Origin of the sequence: Delftia sp. K82 (assembly GCF_002193035.1) — a bacterium.
GTDB classification, from domain to species: Bacteria; Pseudomonadota; Gammaproteobacteria; order Burkholderiales; family Burkholderiaceae_C; genus Comamonas; species Comamonas acidovorans.
In genome coordinates this window covers 3498515-3517284 of the sequence record NZ_MYFL01000001.1, presented here as the reverse complement: position 1 = coordinate 3517284, position 18770 = coordinate 3498515, and the positions used below count along the sequence as shown (strand labels likewise).

Below are 18770 nucleotides of genomic sequence, written 5' to 3'. Positions count from 1 at the left end.
CCAAAGCTACGGGGTTTTTTGCTTGTTTGCGCAGAAGTACTTGTATCGTCGCCTGCGCGATGTGCGTGCGCCATGGTGGGCGCAAACGGCTTGAAAGATGAACATGCAACTGCAAGACATTCTGTATTCCCAAGGGTTCGGCATCCGCCGCGTGTGTTCCGGACTGGTCCAGCAGGGCTGGGTGGAATTGTGGGACACCGAGGCCAATGACTGGGTGCGTTGCCTCGACTCCACGCAGGACATCGATCCTGAAGGCCTGCGCTATCGCGTGCAGGGCGTGGAGTGGGCCTATCACGCGCTGGGCTATGTGCTGTTGCACAAGCCTGCGGGCACGGAATGCTCGCAAAAACCGTCGACCTATCCGAGCATTTACTCGCTTTTGCCCTTGCCGCTGCGGCTGCGCCCGAACAAGGGTGCCGTGCAGGGCGTGCAGGCCGTGGGGCGGCTGGACCAGGACACGACGGGCCTGCTGCTGCTCAGCGATGACGGCCAGTTCATCCACCGCATGAGCTCGCCCAAGAAGCATGTGCCCAAGATCTATCGCGTGACCACCAAGCATCCGGTCGATGCCGGCCAGGTGCAGCGCCTGCTCGACGGCGTGGTGCTCGACGATGACCCCAAGCCCGTCAAGGCCGCTGCCTGTGAGCAGGTGAGCGAGCATGTGCTGGACCTCACGCTGACCGAAGGCAAGTACCACCAGGTCAAGCGCATGATCGCGGCCGTTGGCAATCGCGTCGAGGGCCTGCATCGCTGGAAGATCGGCGAGCTGGAACTCACCGAGGACCTGCAGCCGGGCCAGTGGCGATGGTTGACGGCCGAGGACCTGGCCAAGCTCAAGGCCAAGTGAGGCAGGGGGCCGCGTTTCCATGATGAATTCCGCTGACCTTGGCCGGGGCTGGGCCCTGTTGTGTACTGCTTTTGATGCACCCGTGCCGGATGCGCTGCGCATCCAGCAGGACGTGCTGATCGTGGTGGATGGCCGCGGCATGATCGATGCCGTGCTGGAGCGCGGTGATCCCCGCCGCGCCGCTCTGGAGGCCGCGCATGCGGCCGCAGGCACGCTGCAGCGCCTGCCCGAGGGCCAGTACCTTTTGCCCGGCATGGTGGACCTGCATGTGCATGCCCCGCAATGGCCGCAAAGCGGCAAGGCCCTGGATGTGCCGCTGGAAACCTGGCTGCAGGAGTACACCTTTCCCCTGGAAGCGCGCTACGGCGATGCCGGCTTTGCCACATCGGTCTACGACAGCGTGGTGCGCACGCTGCTGGCCAATGGCACGACGACGGCCATGTACTTCGGCACCATCCACGCCGTGGGCAACCAAGTGCTGGCCGAACGCTGCCTGGCCCTGGGCCAGCGCGCCCTGGTGGGCAAGGTGGCGATGGACGAGCCGTCGCAATGTCCTCCGTACTACAAGGACGCAAGCGCCGCCGAAGGCATTGCCGAGACGGCACGCTTCATCGACTGGCTGCGCCAGCATCCGGACAACGCGCAGCAGCGCGTGCTGCCGGTGATCACGCCGCGCTTCATTCCTTCATGCACCGACGAGCTGCTGCGCGGCCTGGGCGACCTGGCTGGACGCACCGGCGCCCATGTGCAAACCCATTGCTCCGAGAGCGACTGGGCGCATGCCCATGTGCTGGAACGCCAGGGCCGCACCGATGCGCATGCGCTGCATGATTTCGGCCTGCTCACGCGCCGCACGGTCGTGGCCCATGCCAACTTCCTCACGGCCGATGACGTGGCGCTGATGGCGCGCACGGGCGCCTCGGTCGCGCATTGCCCTCTGTCCAACTTCTATTTCGCCAACAGCGTTTTCCCCGCGCGTAGCGGCCGTGAGCAGGGCCTGGGCATGGGGTTGGCCACGGACATCTCGGGCGGCTACAGCCCCAGCATGTTCGATGCCTGCCGCCACGCCATGACGGCCTCGCTGGCCTTGCATGAGGGGGTGGACCCGGCCCTGGGCGCTTCGCAGCGCGGCAGGGCGGGGCAGGGCGTTCAGGCCCGCATCGACCACGTCTTTGCGCTGTGGCTGGCCACGGCGGCGGGGGGCGATGCGCTGGACCTGCCGATTGGCCGCATCGAGCCCGGCCACGCCATGGACGCCCTGGCCATCGACTGCCAGGGGCCTGACTCCAATGTCCAGATCTGGCCCGGCGCGGATGGCCCGGCCGACATTCTGCAAAAGATCATCCACCACGCCACGCGCGCCAATGTGGCCAGCATCTGGGTGCAGGGCGAGTGCGTGCACCGGCGCCAGGCCGCCGGCGCTGTCACTGCTGTCTGAGCGCCGCAGTCTTTGCGCTGCGGCCGTTTTCCGCATTTTTCCGTCCCATGACCGAACCGACCTCCTCCTACGAAGGGCGCCTGATCGCCCGCCCCGACGACCGCGTCTCGCTGTCACAGGCCCTGTTGCTGGGCCTGCAGCATGTGATGGCCATGGACGTGTATGTCGTGCCCTTCATCATTGCCTCGGCCCTGGCGCTGTCGCAAGCCGATGCGGCGTCCATGATCCAGTCCACCTTTCTTGCCGCAGGCGTGGGCACGCTGATCCAGACCGCCTGGTGCATGCGCATGCCTGTTGCGCAAGGGCCTTCCTACATTCCGCTGGGTGCCATCCTGGCCGTGGCCTTTGGCGCGGGCGGTGGCTTCGGCGGCATGGGAGCGGTCTATGGCGCGCTGATTCCGGGAGCGCTGATCGTCATTGCACTGGGTGCGCTGGGCTGGTTCCACCGCGTGATCCGCTGGCTGGTGCCGCCCATCGTCGGCGGCACCATCATCCTCGTGGTGGGGCTGTCGCTGTTGCCGATTGCGCTCAGCGCCAACGTGTTCTCGGTCCACGCCGGCATGACGGTCAACCAGTCCATTGCCCTGGCTTCGGTGTCGGCGGCGCTGCTGATCGCGGCCATGATGCTGGGCCTGCGCTTTGACAACCGGCTGGGCCGCTGGATGCGGCTGTCGTCGGTGATCATCGCGCTGGCCGGCGGCACGGCCGTGGCCTGGGCCATGGGCCTGTTCGCCTGGCAGCCGGTTGCGGATGCGCCCTGGCTGACGCTGCCCAAGCTGGCCGGCATCGACTACCCGCTGCAGTTCAGCCTGCCTGCCGTGCTGACCTTTGTCGTGATCTATCTGGTGGTCATGGCGGAAACCACAGGCACCTGGTTTGCGGTCTCGGCCGTGATCAACCAGCCCATCACCAGCCGCCAGCTCGACCGTGGCGCCGTGGGAGAGGGCCTGAGCTGCAGCGTGGCCGCCCTGATAGGCGCAACGCCGGTCACCGGCTACTCCACCAACGCCGGCGTGATCTCGATCACCGGCGTGGCCAGCCGCATGGTTTTCATTGCGGCCGGCCTGGTGCTGGCCTGCCTGGGCTTTCTGGGCAAGTTCTCGGCGCTGATTGCGGCCATTCCCTCGCCCGTGATCGGCGGCATGTTCGCCGTGGTCTGCGTGACCATTGCCATGGCGGGCATCCGCATCCTGCGCCATGTGCGCCTGGACGAGCGCGCCATGCTGGTGGTGGGCGTGCCCATCATCTGCTCCTTCTTCGCCACGCTGGCTCCCAAGGACTGGGTCCAGACCCTGCCGGACATGCTGCAGTACCTGCTGGGCTCGGCCGTGACCGTGGGGGCCATGGCCGCCATGGTGATGAACCTCATCCTGCCGCGTGCGCAGGGGGACGACGCACCGGCCAAGGACCAGGTGGTCTGAACGCCGCAGGGGTCTGCGCCCGCAAACCCATGAGAAAAGGCCATGCGCAGCGGTTGCGCATGGCCTTTTTGCTGGAGGAGGCGTGAGGCGGGCAGGGCCGCGGTATTCAGCGCCGGTCCAGGTCGTCGATGGATGCGCTCCAGCGGCTGTCCCAGTTGCCGCGCTCGCGCACCTGGTCGATCTGGCGGCGGTCGCGCTTGGTGGGGCGGCCGTCGTGCTGTTCGGCAATGCTGCTGGCGGGCTCGGGCGCCAGCCGGCGCTGCTCGGCCAGGCGCTCCCGCTCGGCCAGGCTTGCGGCGGTTTCTTCGTACAGGGCCTGGGCCACAGGCGCGGGGCCGCGCATGCCTGACAGGCCACGAATGACCACGGTGCGCGGAATCTGGCCCTGGCGCAGCACCACGGTGTCACCGCAGCGCACTTCGCGCGCGGGCTTGACCAGGGCTCCGTTGACGGTGATGCGGCCCTTGCCGATCTCTTCTACCGCCAGGCTGCGCGTCTTGTAGAAACGCGCGCACCACAGCCATTTGTCCAGACGCATGGATTCGATATCGGTCATGGCGTTATTGTGCGCGCGGCGCGGGGTGCTTGCCAGTGGCCGGTTGCAGCGGAATCGCCACGTGCGCGTGCAATCCGCAGACCAGGCCTTGCCGGTAGATGTTGCGCAGTTCGATGGCGCCGCCCAGCGTCTGCACGATCTCGTGGCAGATGGCCAGCCCCAGGCCCGAGCCGCTGCGCGCGTTGCCGGCCGAGAACGGCTGGAACAGCCGCTGGGCCAGATCGCTGTCTATGCCCGGCCCGCTGTCGCGCAGGCTGAGCACGGCCTGGCTGCCGGCCTGGTGCACGCTGATGTGCAGGCTGCCGGCCGCAGGCATGTGGCGTATGGCGTTGTGCAGCAGGTTGCGCGTGAGTTCGCGCAGCATCCATTCATGGGCCGGCACGGGGCAGGGCTCGGTGTCTATGGAGAAGTCGATGTCCTGCTCGGCAATCAGCGGCGACAGTTCGATGGCCACGTCGCGCACCACTTCGTCCAGCAGGCTGGGGGCGGGCGACGCCGGCTCGGCACTGTCTTCCTGCCGCAGCTGCTCGACCTTGGCCAGCGCCAGCATCTGGTTGGCCAGCCGCGTGGCGCGGTCCACGGTGGCGCCGATTTCCTCGAAGGCCTGCTCGGCCGGCACATCGCCGCGCTGGGCCGACTGCAGCTGGGCCTTGAGCACGGCCAGCGGCGTGCGCAACTGGTGCGATGCATCGCGCACAAAGCGCTTCTGGTCCGACAGCAGCTGGCGCAGCCGCAGCATGAGCTGGTTGATGGCCTCCAGCAGGGGCTGCAATTCACGCGGCGCAGCGGGGGCCGACAGCGGGCTCAGGTCGCCGCGCGGGCGCGAGCGCAGGTCGCTGCTGAGCTGGCGCACGGGCTGGGTGGCCCGCTGCACCACAAAGATCACGATCAGCGCCACGGCAGCCACCAGCAGTGCCTGGCGTGCCAGCGTGGTGCGCAGGATCTGCAGGGCCAGGGTCTCGCGCAGCTCCAGCGTCTCGGCCACCTGGATCACGGCCATGCCGCGCCCCTTGGCGCTGGCCACGGGCTGCAGCAGCACGGCCATGCGCACGGGCCGGCCCCGGAACTGTGCGTCATAGAAATCGACAAGGGCTGCGTAGGGCGGGCGCTGGGGGATGACGCCGTGCCACATGGGCAGCTCGCCAAAGCCCGACACCATTTCCCCGTCCAGCGTGGAGACGCGGTAGAACATGCGGCTCTGGTTGTCGGCCTCGAAAATCTCCAGCGCCGAGTAGGGAACGATGGCATGCAACTGGGCGGACTCGTCATAGCCCGTCACATCCAGCTGCTCGCTGATGCTCTTGGCCGATGCCAGCAGCGTGCGGTCATAGGCCGTGTTCAGCGCAGCCAGCGTCTGGTGGTACAGGCTCCAGGTATTGAAGCCAATGAACAGAATGACGGGTACGAGAATGCCCGTCAGCAGCTGGCGGCGCAGCGACCAGGGCTGGCGCGCGCGGGCGGGGGCGGGAAGGGGAAGACCGGGGTCGCGCATGGGCTTGCGGTGCGGGAATGCGGCAATGCGTCAGGCTGACTCGGCCTTGAGCAGATAGCCCAGGCCGCGCAGCGTGACCAGTTGCACGCCCGTGCCCGACAGCTTCTTGCGCAGCCGGTAGGCGACGACTTCCACGGCCTCGTACTGCACGTCGGACTCGCCGGGAAACACCAGCGCGAACAGCCGTTCCTTGGCTACGGCATGGCCGGGGCGCGCGAGCAGGGCGTGCATCAGGGCCAGCTCGCGGGGCGTCAGCTCCATGATCTCGCCATCGCGGTGGATGGCGCCGCTGGCCTTGTCGTAGCGCAGCGCGCCCATGGCAATGGTCTCGGGCGGTGGCTTGGGCGCGAAGCTGTCGCTGCTGCGGCGCAGCAGGGCGCGCAGCCGGGCCTCCAGCTCGTCGAGGTCGAAGGGCTTGGCCAAGTAGTCGTCCGCGCCGGCGTTCAGGCCCAGCACGCGGTCGCCCACGGTGCCGCGCGCAGTCAGGATGAGCACGGGCGTGCGCAGGCCCTGGCCGCGCGCACGCTCCAGCACCTGCAGGCCGTCCAGGCCGGGCAGGCTCAAATCCAGCACCACGGCGTCGGGCTCGCGCACCAGCCACTGCGCCAGGGCCGAGGGGCCGTCGGCCGCCGTCTCCACCTGGATGCCGCGCCGGATCAGCGTGCGCTGCAGCGTGGTGCGCATGGCGTTGTCATCTTCTACGAGCAGCAATTGCATGGCCCGCACGTTAGCACCGGGCGCGATGCAGGCCATCGCGCCAAGAGCGATCTAGGGATTCCCCTAGGGGTTTGGACAGCCATTTGACAGGTAGCGAACCGATCATCGACAGCCTTACAACACAAGGAGTCAAACCATGCGTCGTGATACTTTTCTGAAGTCGCTGGCCGCACTGGCCGCCGCAGGCAGCCTGCCGCTGTCTGCTCAGGCTGCGGTCGCCGTCAAGATGATGCTGCCGGCCAACCCCGGCGGCGGCTGGGACACCACGGGCCGTGCCCTGGGCAAGGCTTTGCAGGACGCTGGTCAGGCTGCTTCCGTCACCTATGACAACAAGGGCGGCGCCGCTGGCGCCATCGGTCTTGCGCAGTTCGTCAACGGCAGCAAGGGCGATCCCAACGCCATGATGGTCATGGGCGCCGTCATGCTGGGCGGCATCATCACGGGCAAGCCGCCCGTGAACCTTACGCAGGCCACGCCGCTGGCGCGCCTGACCAGCGAATACAACGTGTTCGTGCTGCCCGCCAACTCGCCCTTCAAGAACATGGCCGAGGTGATTGCCCAGCTCAAGAAGGACCCGGGCTCCGTCAAGTGGGGCGGTGGCTCGCGCGGCTCCACCGAGCACATTGCGGCGGCCATGATCGCGCGTGAAGTCGGCGTCGATCCCTCCAAGATCAACTATGTGGCCTTCCGTGGAGGCGGCGAGGCCATCTCCGCCATCCTGGGCGGCAACGTCACCGTGGGCGGCAGCGGCTTCAGCGAGTTCGCCGAGTACATCAGCACCGGCAAGATGAAGCCCATCGGCGTGACCTCGGGCCAGCGCCTGAAGGGCGTGGACGTGCCCACGCTCAAGGAGCAGGGCATCAACGTCGAGATCGGCAACTGGCGCGGCGTGTACGGCGCGCCCGGCATCACCAAGCCCCAGCGCGATGCGCTGGTCGCCATGCTGGAGAAGGCCACCAAGAGCAAGGCCTGGGCTGAGGCTCTGCAGAAGAACGACTGGACGCCCGCGTGGCTGGCCGGCGATGCCTTCGGCGAGTTCGTGGACCAGGAGTTCGCGAGCCTGCGCGCCACCATGGTCAAGTCCGGCATGGTGTGATCGCACGGCCGCACCGGCCTCTTGCGGGGCTGGTGCGGCCACAGGCCTGCACTCCTGCGGGCCACGGCAGGCGCCAGTCGCAGCGCCTGCTTCAAGAAGCGGAAGATGCCCGCGCGCCGCGCCAGCGGCCCGCAGGCCCCGGCGGCTTAATTTTTTCCCCACGTCTGCAGCGGTGGCCGGCCCGGTCGCCGGTTCCGCTGCGGCCAGGAACTGACCATGTCCGAGTCCTCACAACCCAATCCACTTGCCACGGATGCCGCCCAGGCCGATGAGCCCAGCGGCTTTCCCTCGGTTCGCGCGCAGACCATCGTCGGCTCTGGCGTGCTGCTCGTCGCTGCAGGCCTGGCCTTCGGCGCGCTGCAGATTCCTTCCGACTCCGGCTACGGCGGCGTCGGCCCCAATTTCCTGCCCTGGCTGTGCGCCGTGGTGCTCGCGGTCTGCGGCGCCTGGCTGGTCTGGGAGGCGCGCACGGGCGGCTACCGCGAAGCCTCCGCACCTGGCGGCCATCCACGCGCCGACATCGGCGCCTTCGTCTGGGTGTCGGCCGGCCTGATGGTCAACGCCGCACTGATCGGCACGGCGGGCTTCATCGTCAGCTGCACCATCTGCTACGTGCTGGCCGTGCAGGGCCTGCGCCGTGCTGGCGGCCAGGCCCAGGCGGGCGCACCCATCACCTGGGTCAAGGACGTGGTCACCGGGCTGCTCATCTCGGCGCCCGTGTTCTGGGCCTTCACGCAATTCCTGGCAATCAACCTGCCGGGCCTGACTGAGACGGGGTGGCTGTAATGGAAATCTTTGACGCACTGATGGCGGGCTTCGCCACCGCCATCACACCCGCCAATCTGCTGTGGGCTCTGGTCGGCTGCGCCCTGGGCACGGCCGTGGGCGTGCTGCCTGGCATCGGCCCGGCCGTGGCCGTGGCCATGCTGCTGCCCATTACCGCCAAGGTCGAGGTCACCGCCTCGATGATCTTCTTCGCGGGCATCTACTACGGCGCCATGTATGGCGGCTCCACCACCTCCATCCTGCTGAACACGCCCGGGGAGACCGCGAGCATGGTCACGGCCATGGAGGGCAACAAGATGGCCAAGAGCGGCCGCGCGGGCGCCGCGCTGGCCACCTCCGCCATCGGCTCCTTCGTGGCCGGTACCGTGGCCACCGTGGTCGTCACGCTGTTCGCGCCGTCGGTGGCCGACTTTGCCGTCAAGCTGGGCCCGCCCGAGTACTTCATGCTGATGGTGCTGGCCTTCACCACCGTCAGTGCCGTGCTCGGCCAAAGCGCGCTGCGCGGCATGACGGCTCTGTTCCTGGGGCTGGCGCTGGGCTGCATCGGCATGGACCAGATCTCCGGCGCTGCGCGCTACACCATGGGCAAGATGGAGCTGCTGGACGGCGTGGACATCGTGCTCGTGGCCGTGGGCCTGTTCGCCGTGGCCGAGGTGCTGTACGCCGCCATGTACGAAGGCAAGGTCGTCGATACGCAAAACAAGATGGGCCGCGTGCACATGACCGGCCGCGACTGGAAGCGTTCGTGGCCCGCCTGGCTGCGCGGCACCGTCATCGGCACACCCTTCGGCTGCATCCCTGCCGGAGGCACCGAGATCCCCACCTTCCTGAGCTACGCCACCGAAAAGAAGCTGGCCAAGGGTGAGAACCGTGCCGAGTTCGGCACCAAGGGCGCCATCGAAGGCGTGGCCGGCCCAGAGGCCGCCAACAACGCCACCGTGACCGCCGCGCTGATCCCGCTGCTGACCCTGGGCATTCCCACCAGCAACACCACGGCCGTTCTGCTGGGTGCGTTCCAGAACTACGGCATCAACCCCGGCCCGCAGCTGTTCAGCTCGTCCGCCGCCCTGGTCTGGGCGCTCATCGCCTCGCTGTACATCGGCAACCTGATGCTGCTGGTGCTCAACCTGCCCATGGTGGGCCTGTGGGTCAAGCTGCTCAAGATCCCGCGTCCCCAGCTGTACGCAGGCATCCTGATCTTCGCCACCGTGGGTGCCTACGGCATGCGCCAGAGCGCCTTCGACCTGTTCCTGCTGTACGGCATCGGCGTGCTGGGCGTGATCATGCGCCGCTTCGACTTCCCCACCGCGCCCGTCGTGGTCGGCATGATCCTGGGCCCCCTGGCCGAGGCACAGATGCGCAATGCCGTGTCCATCGGCGAAGGCAGCTGGTGGATCTTCCTGCAGCGCCCCATGTCGCTGACGCTGATCATCATCGTGGCCTGCGTGCTCATCGTGCCGCGCGTGCTCAAGCGCCTGCAGCCCAAGCCCTCGCCGGAGGCGGCTGCAGGCTGATGCCAACCCGTTGCTAGCCGGCCCGGCGGTGTCACGCATGGCGCCCCGGGCCCCTGACAGCCCCTGCCTTTCGAGGTGGGGGCTTTTTTTATTGGCGCGCCTTGATGCGGATCAGCAGGCGCCTCATGCCCATTGCACCAATGGCATGAGAAATTTATCGATATGTCCTTCCATTGGTGAGGCGGAATTCAATTGCTGATGTATCCAAGATAATCAATTTGCTTACATTTATAGGAAGAGTCTGACGCATAAATCAATTGCGCCATTGCCAGTGGCCTGTCTATGATTCCCGCTCATCGAGAGAGGGAGCCGTCCGTAGGACGGTTGACACAATGACACGACCATTTGCCATCCGCACGCCATGGGGCGAGCCACTGCATTCTCATGAAATGCCTGGCCATCAGAGAATCCGCCACTGTTTCCATCTACCCGGAATGAGGCAATGTGAAGCAATTGCCGCCCTGGATACAGCGATACAGTGCGACTGCGCCATCAAGTCCACTCAGGAGAAGTCTGCATGAGTGGCCAACCCGCAGCCCGTATCACCGACAGCGTCGTCAAGGGCAAGATCGTCACCGGCTCGCTCACCGTGCTCATCGGCAGCCAGGGGGGCCTTGCCTGCTCCGTCTGCCAAGGTGGCATCACAGTCAGCTCCCCCGTCAACCCCCAACTGGGCGCCAAGGTCCTGCTGGGCGCACAAGACCTGGACTTCGCCCTGCCCTCGGCTGCGCTGCCTGTGGCCTGGCAGCGCCAGTACAGCAGCTACGTCAACCCCGAGCACGGCGCGGCCTGCGGCCTGCTGGGCCATGGCTGGCACCTGCTGCAGGAGCTCAGCATCCGCCTGCAGGACGAGGCCACCTTGCTGCTGGACGCCAGCGGCCGCGTCATCACTTTCGACCAGCCTCTGGTGCCGGGCGGCCAGCTGCACAGTGCCAGCGAAGACATCTGGCTGCTGCGCGGCGGCAGCACGGAGCCGGACGGCGGCACAGCGCCCTGGGCCGCCAATCCTCGGTGGTCGCATGTGGAACAGGCACTGGTGCGCAACCCGCAAGCCATCCTCGCGGTCAGCGGCGATGGCGACACCCTCTGGGGCTTTGGTCCTGCGCCCGGTGAACCTGTCGACGGTCCCTGGCGCCTCATGGCCCAGATCGACCGCTTCGGGCGCCGCCAGCTCTACCACTACAGCGACGGCACCACGCCCGAGGCCGGCCACAGTGCGAGCAAGGACCCCATCCCCGCAGGCCGCCTGGTCTCGCTGAGCGACGGCACAGGCCGGCGCTACCGGCTGCTGCACCAGCGCATCCATGGCGGCAAGGACGCGCAGGGACTGAACGGACTGTGGGGCGCCGACGACGGCTGGCGGGTCACAGGCGTGGACCTCACACAGGACCCGTTGCAGCCCCTGTCCACCCCCATCGCCCTCGTGCGCTACGGCTACAGCAGCGCAGGCGACCTCATCACCGTCCACGACCGCGCAGGTCAGCTCGTGCGCGAATTCGAATGGGACCACCACCGCATCAGCGCCCACCGCCATGCCAGCGGACCCTGGCACCGCTACCGCTACGAGAGCGCCCAGCCCGGTGCCCGCGTCATCGAGCACAGCAACCAGGAAGGCCTCAGCTACCGCTTCGACTACCTGGCCCAGCCCCCGGGCCCCGATGGCCAGCCGCGTGCCGCCACCCGCGTCAGCGACAGCCTGGATCGCATCGAGACCTACTACTTCGAAGGCGCAGCGGGCCTGTCGCGCCTCATCGCCCACCACAAGGCCGATGGCAGCCGCTGGCTGCAAAGCTACGACAGCTTCGGCCGCCTGGCCTCGCGCACCGACCCGCTGGGGCGCAGCGTCCACCTCAGGCGTGATGGCCAGGGCCGGCTCATCGGCGTGCAACTGCCCGACGGGCGCAGCACCCAGCAGGAACACGACGAAGCCACGGGCCGCCTGCTCGCCTCCACCGACCCGGCAGGGGCCACCACCCGCTACGAATACGACGCCTGGGGCCGTCTCATCCAGATCACCCAGGCCGATGGCAGCACCGAGCGCTACCACTACCCAGACCCCCAGGAAGCGCCGCTCACCTGCGACAGCCCCCGGCGCATCGAAGACGCGCAGGGCGGCAGCAAACAGCTGGCCTGGAGCGACGCGGGCCAACTGCTCAGCTACACCGACTGCTCGGGCCACAGCACGCACTACCACTACGACCGCTGGGGGGCGCTCATCGAAGTGGACAACGCCCTGGGCCAGCGCCAACGCCACCAGCGCGACGGCCAGGGGCGCATCGTGGCCAGCGAACTGCCCAACGGCCAGATCGAGCGCTACCACTACGACAGCGCAGGCCACCTCACGCGCATCGAGCCGGCCCAGCCTGCCGGCACCTCCAGCGAAACCCAGACCGCAGACTCCAGCATCCACCTGCGCTACGACCTCTGGGGCAGGCTGGTCCAGCGAACACATGGCGGCCTCACCCTGGCCTTCGAATACGACAGCGCAGGCCGCCTGCTGCGCCTCGTCAACGAGAACGGAGCGCAAAGCCGCTTTGCCTGGGACGCGCTGGACCGGCTCGTGCAGGAAGAAGGGTTTGACCAACGGCTGCAGCGCTACCGCTGGGACGCGGCAGGCCAGCTCATGGAAGCCACGGACGGCAACGCCGCGCAGCAAAGCAGCAGCCACTATCGCTGGGACGAAGGCGGGCGATTGGTCGAACGCCAGCTGCCCGCCACGCCCCATGCGCCCGCGCAAACCCACCGCTACGAATGGGATGCGGCAGGGCGCCTCACGGCGGCCAGCGTCTGGCAGCACACTGGCGAGAACACCGCAGAGAACACCATCCAGCTGCAAAGCCGCATAGCACTGGAGCGCGACGCGCTGGGCCGCATCACCGCAGAAGTGCAACAGCTGTACCGGCCTGGCAAGGACGGGAACGGGGCCGCAGACCAGATCGAATACGAACACCGCATCGCCCACACTCTGGACCCCCTGGGCGCACGCCAGCACAGCCAGCTGCAAGGCCTGGGAGAGATCGCCTGGCTCACCTACGGCTCAGGCCATGTGCACGGACTGCAGCTCAACGGAGCCAGCCTCATCGACTTCGAGCGCGACAACCTGCACCGCGAAGTCCGCCGCAGCCTGCACCCACCCACCTCTGCAGCAGACGCACACAACCCCCTGCAGGTGCAACGCCAATGGGACAGCCTGGGCCGACTCACGGCCCTGGGCACCACAGGCCTGCAGAGCATGGAAGGCCGTGATCACCTGGTCCAGCCGCTCATAGGCCAGATCCTCGGCCGCCGCTACCACTACGACAGCCTGGGCCAGCTCGTTGCCATCGAACAGGCCGGCGCCCCGGGCTAGGCCGCGCAACTGCTGCGCTACGGCTACGACAGCGCCGGGCGCCTCAGAGCGGCCACCGACAGCCAGGACCCCCAGACCACCACCCGCTGGCAGATCGACCCTGCAGGCAACCGCCTGCCAGCACCCGGTGCAACGGGCCAGACAGACTCACAAGACAACTGGGCTGCCCAGGTCCACGCCCACTGGCGGCACACCGACTTCAACCTCATGGGCCTGGCCCACCTTGCAGGCCAGCGGCAAGGCCCCGTGCAGCGCTGGGAAGACAACCGCATCGGCTTCACCGAAGACCGCGTCTGGCGCTACGACCCCTGCGGCAACCGCATCGCGCAAATGCAGGCAGACCACAGCCAGCAGCAACTGCACTACGACGGAGCGCACCAGCTCATCGCCGTGCGCAGCAGCCAGCTCCAGGGCACCGCCGAGCAACTGCGCCACCACAGCCGCTACACCTACGACGCCCTGGGCCGCAGGCTCAAGCAGCAAGTGGAAAGCGCGGACTCCACAGAATCCACCCGCACCCACTACTACGGCTGGGACGGAGACCGCCTCATCCACACCGAACGCCTGCAGGGCGGCGATGACACGCACCACATAGAGCACACCATCTACGAACCGGGCAGCTTTACACCCCTGGTGCGCCTGAGCACCACGGCCAGCGGCGACCCCCAAGACCAACCCCACCTGCTGGTGCAGGCCATCACCGCGGGCCTGCCCGACCAGGACGACCCCAACCACACGCCGGCCCTGGCCCTCATGCAAACCATGCTCAGTGCCATGCCGCGCGACATGCAGCAAGACGCTGCCCGCCACCTGCGCCACACCCTGGAGCACGGCCTGCCGCCCAGCGCCCAGGCCATGCTGGGCGAACAGGCAGACAGCACCACGAGCCTGCTCAGCGCCATGCAGGCAAAACTGCAGAAACAGGAAAAAGAACAGCACGCCCGCATCGCCATCCACCACTACCACTGCGACCACCTGGGCACACCCATGGCCCTGACGGACCAGACCGGCCAGGTGGCCTGGGCCGCCAAGCTGGATCCCTGGGGCAATGTGCTGCAGGAATACAACCCGCAAGGCATCCACCAGGCGATCCGGCTGCCGGGGCAGCACCATGACAGGGAAACGGGGCTGTATTACAACCGGCATCGGTATTACGATCCGGTGCTGGGGAGTTATGTCAATCAGGATCCGATTGGGTTGATGGGTGGGGTGAATGTATATGCATATGCAGCATCACCCATGATAAAAATTGACCCTTTGGGACTATGGTCCACAAGTGCACATAATAAGATATTGGATGCTTACGGAGTAAAGGCCGGCTTGAGCTCTGACTCAGTGGCTAGAATGCAGCAAGGCTCAAGAGAGGCTGATAGGTCTCGTTTTCAGGACGAGCATCATGGGTATATGCATACAATGAGTTCAAAAACATTGTCAAAAAAAGAATCATGCTTGAAGGCAAACGAATTTCTAGACACCTTTATTGATGGAAATGCTGAAGGTGATCCAATATCGGATTTTATGCTTGGATTCGGCCTTCATGCAGTAATGGATTCGACATCGCCAGCGCATTCGAATTTCGAGATATGGAGGAAACGTGACTTTCATAGACATGGCCCATTCCCAACATCAATAGAAAATGATCCTAGCCAAAGCCAAATAGAATCTGCAGTAGATAAAATGATTGATTTCAAAAATGGAATGAGATTTGACTGCTCTTGTTTTGATTAGGGAATTTTAAATCCTGAAATTAATGGCAAATAAACATGAGAAAACTGACATTAACTATAAGTCTATGTATTTTAATTTTTACTCAAAATTCCATGGCTGCAGATGAAAAAGAATGGATGTTGTTGAGTAGATCCGATGGATGCATATCATTGGAGGAGTTGTATTTTGAGTATCAATATCTAAATCAAAAGAAAACTCCTAGTGAAATATTTGGTGAGGTAAAGAAAAAATATAAAACAACAACCATTAAACCATTTCTGGATTATATAAAAGACGAAAAAACGGATGGAGAGAAGATTGGATTAAATGAGAGATCATTTTTTAAGAATTTCAATAGAAAAAATGCGATAATCATTGAAAGCAAAGAAGATAATATTGAAATAATTCTAGTCACGAAATTATTGTGCGAAAAGATTTTTAAAAAATAGAATACTTAACCACAGTAGCAGGAAAAACCACCAAGGACGATCTCCCTAGGGCGCATGATGAATTTCTCGTCTAAGCTCAGCACCTAAGTGACTGGCGGCAGCATTCGTATCACGCATATAGTACTAAACACATCCATTTCTACCACAGGGATAGCAACTGCCTCACCCACGCCGAACGCATGCAGCACGGCGGGGACACCCGCCACATAGAACCCATGGTCTACACAAGCCGGGTAGCTTCACGCATGGGTACCACGGCCAGCGAACCCTCTGCTGGTCAAGCCATTACCGCAGGCCAGCCCGACCGGGGCGCCCCCAGTCACACGTTGACCCTGACCTTCACGCAAACCATGATCAGTTGCATACAGGCTCAACTGTAAAAACAGTAAAGAGAGCAGCACGCCCACATCGCCATCCACCACTACGACTGCGACCACCTGGGCACGCCAATGGCGCTGACGGACCAGAAAGGCTAGGTGGCCTGAGCAGCAAAGCTGGACCCTTGGGGAAATGGTACTGCAGGAGTACAAAACGCAGGGCATACACCAGGCGATCCGGCTGCCGAGGCAGCACCATTCCATTTCGGTGCGGCATTGCACGTCATACAAGATGCGACTTCACCCTCTCACTCGGGTTTTCAACTGTGGACTGGACAAGAGAGTGCTGCGGAAATTCTTATTCATATAGGCAAGGAATCGATTGTTCCCAGTAAGGATAGCTCTCTATTTGAGAGTACAAAGAAATCGTGGGAAGCATTTAAATCCGGCGACATAAATGGATTCACCTGCCCCTGTAAATAAAATGAGAAATTGCAGTTTCATAACGTGCACAGCATTTATGTGGCCCGCTACTTGCTGGGGATCAGGCGATATATCTGCCATCTATTTAATTTCAGTAGATACGTTGGTTTTTATATTCTCAATATATTGCGTAACAAAAATCAAATGTACGAAGAATAAGTTATATGCAATGGCATCTATTTTTCTCCTATTTATTTTCAAGAGCATTATTAATTTCAAAATACCTTTTGTTGATAATAAATTTTCCATAATAACATCAGCTTGTATTTTTGTTATAGCAAGTGTTTGCATCATCATCCGTTTCAAGAAATAGTATGTATACAAAATATACTGTGGAAAGCTCCGTATAAAATTGGTGATAAAAAAGCGCCACGGCGCACAGCACAAAGCAATTTCAGTTAAATGCAGCTTAAATTCAAGGGCAGGAAAAGAATGGCAACGGCGCATCGTCATTCCCTGCCATCCCTGCGACCATCTGGGCACGCCAAACCCATCCTCGCTGCCAAAGCACAGCACAGGCCTCATCGTGAATTAAATTCACAGATGGTGTTCCAGCAGACTGTCTAGTCCCGCGCAGCCCTTGAATCCATGATCCCGCCATCGACAGACATCGGATTCTTTGCATGCGGCAACTTTTTCCATCGCTTTCCACGGCCTCGGGCGCGGTCCTTCTGGCGCTTTTGATTTCCACGCCTGCCATGGCGGGTTCGACGGTGCCGGCGGGTTCGGCTGAAACCTCCAATTGGGCTGCCACGTGGCAGGCCAGCCCGCAGCCGGCCTGGGGGGCGGACTTCCTCTTTCCCACCAATCTGCCCGCCGTGCTGCAGGACCAGACCGTGCGCCAGGTGGCGCGCATCAGCCTGGGCGGGCCGCGCCTGCGCATCGTGCTTTCCAACGCCTATGGCGGCCAGCCTGTGACGGTGGGCAGGGCGACCGTGGCAAAGCCGTTGCCGGCGGGCGCCATTGACGCTGGCAGCCTGCAGGCCGTGACCTTTGGCGGCGGCGCGCAAGCCACCATTGCCGCAGGCGCATCCCTGGTCAGCGACCCTGTGGCCTTGCCGCTGGCCTCGCTGTCGCAGGTGGCCGTGAGCCTGTACCTGCCCGGCGCCATGCCTGTGCAGAGTTTTCACTGGGATGGGCGCCAGACGGGCTGGATCGTGGCGGGCGACCAGTCCGCTGCTGCGGCGCTGCGGACTTCGGACCCTGGCGCAATCAGCAGCACGGCCCGCCCGCTGTTGGCGGGTATTCAGGTCGAGGCCGACCTCGCGGAGCCTGCGGCGCCCGTGGTAGCGGTGATGGGCGACTCCATCACCGACGGCGCCACGGCCAGCCTGGACCGGGACAGCCGCTGGCCGGATTTCCTGGCTGCGCGCCTTGCGCCGCACGGCGCGGCGGTGGTCAATGCCGGCATTTCGGGCGCGCGCCTGCTGTCCGATGGCATGGGCGAGCATGCGCTGGCGCGGCTGGAGCGTGATGTGTTGGCCCAGCCCGGTGTGCGCAGCCTCATCGTGCTGCTGGGCATCAACGATATTTCCTGGCCCGGCACGGCCTTTGCGCGGCAAGCGCCGCGTCCCACGCTGCAGGACATGGCAGAGGGCTATCGCCAGCTGGTTGCCAGGGCGCGCAGCCACGGCCTGCGCGTGATCGGCGCCACCTTGCCGCCCTTCGAGGGCGCCTTGCCAGGCACGCCGCTGGACGACTACTACCAGGCCGAAAAGGACGACCTGCGCCGGCAGGTGAACGCCTGGATACGCCTGGGCGGCGCCTTCGATGCGGTGATCGACTTCGATGCCGTGCTGCGCGATGGCGCCCATCCTTCCCGCATGGCGGCGCGCTTCGACTCGGGCGACCGGCTGCATCCTGGCGACGAAGGCAACCGCGCCATGGCCGATGCGGTGGATCTGAACGCCATACTGCCGCGCTAGCCGCGCTAGCCGCGCCTGCACGCGGTGGAGGTGGCGTTGATGGTGGCGTTGGCGGCGGCGGGGCTGTCTCCCTATAAAATGCAAATGGTTCTCATTTGTCATTCGTCCCTGGCCTGCCTGCGCCCTGGGATACAGGGAGGGGTATCGTGGCCGCCGCCGAGTTTGCGCTTCAGCAACAAGTCGAAATTCTCTACACCGATCACCATGGCTGGTTGCGCGGCCTGCTGCGCCGCAAGCTGGGCAATGCCTTTGATGCGGCCGATCTGGCGCACGACGTTTACCTGCAACTGCTGCGCACCGGCCGTGTTCCACCGGCCGACGAGCACCGCCGCCATCTCACCCAGATCGCCAACGGCCTGGTGATCGACCTGTACCGGCGCCGCCGCGTGGAGGCGGCCTATCTTGAAGCGCTGGCCCTGCTGCCCGAGCAGATGGCGCCCTCCGAAGAAACACGTGCCCTGGCGCTGGAGGCGCTGGTGGAGATCGATGCCGCGCTGAACGGCCTGCCGCCCAAGGCGCGCAAGGCCTTGCTGCTGTGCAAGCTGGACGGCATGGCCTACCGCGACATCGCGGCCGAGCTGGGCGTGTCCGTGTCTTCGGTGGAGAAATACATCGCCGCCGGCCTGCTGGCTTGCTACCAGGCGCTGCACGGCCCGGTGTGCTGAACGGCCCG

Annotated in this window: 14 protein-coding genes and 1 pseudogene; 11 read left to right on the top strand and 4 right to left on the bottom strand. The window is 64.5% G+C overall.

Going from position 1 to position 18770, the window contains the following annotated elements; genetic code table 11:
* The first annotated feature begins 103 nt into the window (after nt 1–103).
* Genes KDK82_RS15500 through KDK82_RS15490 form a run of 3 tightly spaced genes read left to right on the top strand, consistent with a single transcriptional unit; the run spans nt 104 to nt 3706 of the window.
* Nucleotides 104–847, top strand: a complete 744-nt coding sequence (locus tag KDK82_RS15500; RefSeq protein ID WP_013803370.1) for a 16S rRNA pseudouridine(516) synthase — start codon at nt 104–106, stop codon at nt 845–847.
* Nucleotides 848–866: 19 nt separating this feature from the next.
* Nucleotides 867–2285, top strand: a complete 1419-nt coding sequence (gene guaD, locus KDK82_RS15495) for a guanine deaminase (protein ID WP_088165397.1) — start codon at nt 867–869, stop codon at nt 2283–2285.
* Nucleotides 2286–2332: 47 nt separating this feature from the next.
* Nucleotides 2333–3706 (top strand): uracil-xanthine permease family protein, encoded by a 1374-nt coding sequence (locus tag KDK82_RS15490; protein WP_088165396.1) that lies wholly within the window; start codon nt 2333–2335, stop codon nt 3704–3706.
* Nucleotides 3707–3812: 106 nt separating this feature from the next.
* Here KDK82_RS15490 and KDK82_RS15485 read toward each other — a convergent pair whose 3' ends face one another.
* From KDK82_RS15485 to KDK82_RS15475, 3 genes are read right to left on the bottom strand one after another with little or no spacing between them, the layout of a single operon-like run.
* On the bottom strand, nt 3813–4262 hold the full coding sequence (locus KDK82_RS15485) for an RNA-binding S4 domain-containing protein (protein WP_088165395.1): 450 nt from the start codon (nt 4260–4262) through the stop codon (nt 3813–3815).
* Between the two features lie 4 nt (nt 4263–4266).
* Entirely contained in the window at nt 4267–5754 is a 1488-nt protein-coding gene (locus KDK82_RS15480; protein WP_013803366.1) for a sensor histidine kinase, read from the bottom strand.
* 30 nt (nt 5755–5784) lie between these two features.
* Entirely contained in the window at nt 5785–6507 is a 723-nt protein-coding gene (locus tag KDK82_RS15475) for a response regulator transcription factor (protein ID WP_043819580.1), read from the bottom strand.
* Between the two features lie 100 nt (nt 6508–6607).
* Between KDK82_RS15475 and KDK82_RS15470 the strand changes: the two genes are divergently transcribed.
* The 6 genes and pseudogenes from KDK82_RS15470 to KDK82_RS33395 all read left to right on the top strand — a co-directional run bounded on the left by KDK82_RS15470 (nt 6608) and on the right by KDK82_RS33395 (nt 15848).
* Nucleotides 6608–7567: a tripartite tricarboxylate transporter substrate binding protein gene (locus tag KDK82_RS15470; RefSeq protein WP_013803365.1), complete on the top strand. Its 960-nt coding sequence runs from the start codon at nt 6608–6610 to the stop codon at nt 7565–7567.
* 216 nt (nt 7568–7783) lie between these two features.
* The gene (locus tag KDK82_RS15465) at nt 7784–8353 is read left to right on the top strand and encodes a tripartite tricarboxylate transporter TctB family protein (RefSeq protein ID WP_063326714.1); all 570 of its coding nucleotides are present in this window, start codon (nt 7784–7786) and stop codon (nt 8351–8353) included.
* Nucleotides 8353–9867 (top strand): tripartite tricarboxylate transporter permease, encoded by a 1515-nt coding sequence (locus tag KDK82_RS15460; RefSeq protein WP_088165394.1) that lies wholly within the window; start codon nt 8353–8355, stop codon nt 9865–9867. Before KDK82_RS15465 ends, KDK82_RS15460 begins: the two co-directional genes overlap by 1 nt.
* Nucleotides 9868–10384: 517 nt before the next feature.
* A pseudogene (locus tag KDK82_RS15455) lies at nt 10385–14482 on the top strand (RHS repeat-associated core domain-containing protein); the annotation flags it as partial.
* A 497-nt stretch (nt 14483–14979) separates the two neighbouring features.
* Nucleotides 14980–15372, top strand: coding sequence for a hypothetical protein (locus tag KDK82_RS32110; RefSeq protein WP_143343472.1), 393 nt, complete (start codon nt 14980–14982; stop codon nt 15370–15372).
* 407 nt (nt 15373–15779) lie between these two features.
* Nucleotides 15780–15848, top strand: a complete 69-nt coding sequence (locus tag KDK82_RS33395; RefSeq protein WP_088165551.1) for an RHS domain-containing protein — start codon at nt 15780–15782, stop codon at nt 15846–15848.
* A gap of 405 nt (nt 15849–16253) precedes the next feature.
* On the opposite strand, the gene KDK82_RS32100 is transcribed toward KDK82_RS33395, so the two are convergent.
* Nucleotides 16254–16697, bottom strand: coding sequence for a hypothetical protein (locus tag KDK82_RS32100; protein WP_143343471.1), 444 nt, complete (start codon nt 16695–16697; stop codon nt 16254–16256).
* 98 nt (nt 16698–16795) lie between these two features.
* On the opposite strand from KDK82_RS32100, the gene KDK82_RS15445 reads away from it, so the two are divergent.
* Nucleotides 16796–18097, top strand: a complete 1302-nt coding sequence (locus KDK82_RS15445; RefSeq protein WP_088165393.1) for an SGNH/GDSL hydrolase family protein — start codon at nt 16796–16798, stop codon at nt 18095–18097.
* A gap of 146 nt (nt 18098–18243) precedes the next feature.
* On the top strand, nt 18244–18762 hold the full coding sequence (locus KDK82_RS15440; RefSeq protein ID WP_013803359.1) for a sigma-70 family RNA polymerase sigma factor: 519 nt from the start codon (nt 18244–18246) through the stop codon (nt 18760–18762).
* Nucleotides 18763–18770 lie beyond the last annotated feature (8 nt).